This is a genomic window from Pseudonocardia sp. N23 (assembly GCF_002583555.1).
Lineage (GTDB): Bacteria > Actinomycetota > Actinomycetes > Mycobacteriales > Pseudonocardiaceae > Pseudonocardia.
Genome location: NZ_BEGX01000111.1, coordinates 1 through 801, shown reverse-complemented (window position 1 = coordinate 801; position 801 = coordinate 1). Strand labels below are relative to the sequence as shown.

Annotated in this window: 1 protein-coding gene; it reads left to right on the top strand. The window is 67.9% G+C overall.

What is annotated here, in order from left to right; translation table 11 throughout:
- Positions 1-139 precede the first annotated feature (139 nt).
- Positions 140-801: ABC transporter substrate-binding protein (locus TOK_RS23835; protein ID WP_172457741.1), on the top strand; the 662-nt coding region annotated here is incomplete at its 3' end.

Below are 801 nucleotides of genomic sequence, written 5' to 3'. Positions count from 1 at the left end.
AGATCACTCGACAGGAGAACCGATGAGACACGGGTACCGGCGGCGGTTGACTGCCTTGGTGCTGCCGCTGCTTCTGATAGCCGGGTGCGGCGGCGCTGATGGTGGCGATCCCGCCGAGCCGGGTGTTGCAGCCAAGCCGGTGCAGGGGGGTTCGGCCACGGTCATCACGAACTTCAACTTCCGCTCCCTGGACCCGGCGACCTTCATCAAGATGAACCCCTCCGTGGGTCCGGTGGAGTCGGCGATCTACGACCTGCTCTTCTACGAGTCCTTCGAGAGCGGGCAGGTGGAGGGCCGGCTGGGTGAGTCGATCAAGTCCGAGGACTCGATCACCTGGACGGTGACGCTGAAGCCGGGTCTGAAGTTCTCCGACGGGACGCCGCTGAACGCCGAGGCGGTGCGCTTCAACTGGGCGCGGTTCGCCGATCCGGCGCTCACCTCCCCCGCCGCGAGCACGGCCGCGCAGATCGCCTCGACCGAGGTCGTGGACGAGGTCACGCTGCGACTCACGCTGACCGCGCCCAACGGTGTGTTCGACCGAGCGGTGGCAGGGAACATGAGCGTGATCGCCTCGCCGACCGCGCTCCAGCAGCACGGCGCGAACTTCGGCACGTCGCCGGAGACCTCGGTGGGGGCGGGTCCGTTCCTGCTGACCGAGATCGTGCCCAACGCCAGCTACTCGTTCACGCGCAACCCCGACTACTGGGACGCGCCCCGCCCCTACCTGGACACGCTGGAGGTCCAGATCAACTCCGATCCCGCGGCGATCACGAACGCGGTCAGCGCCGGGCAGGTGCAGGC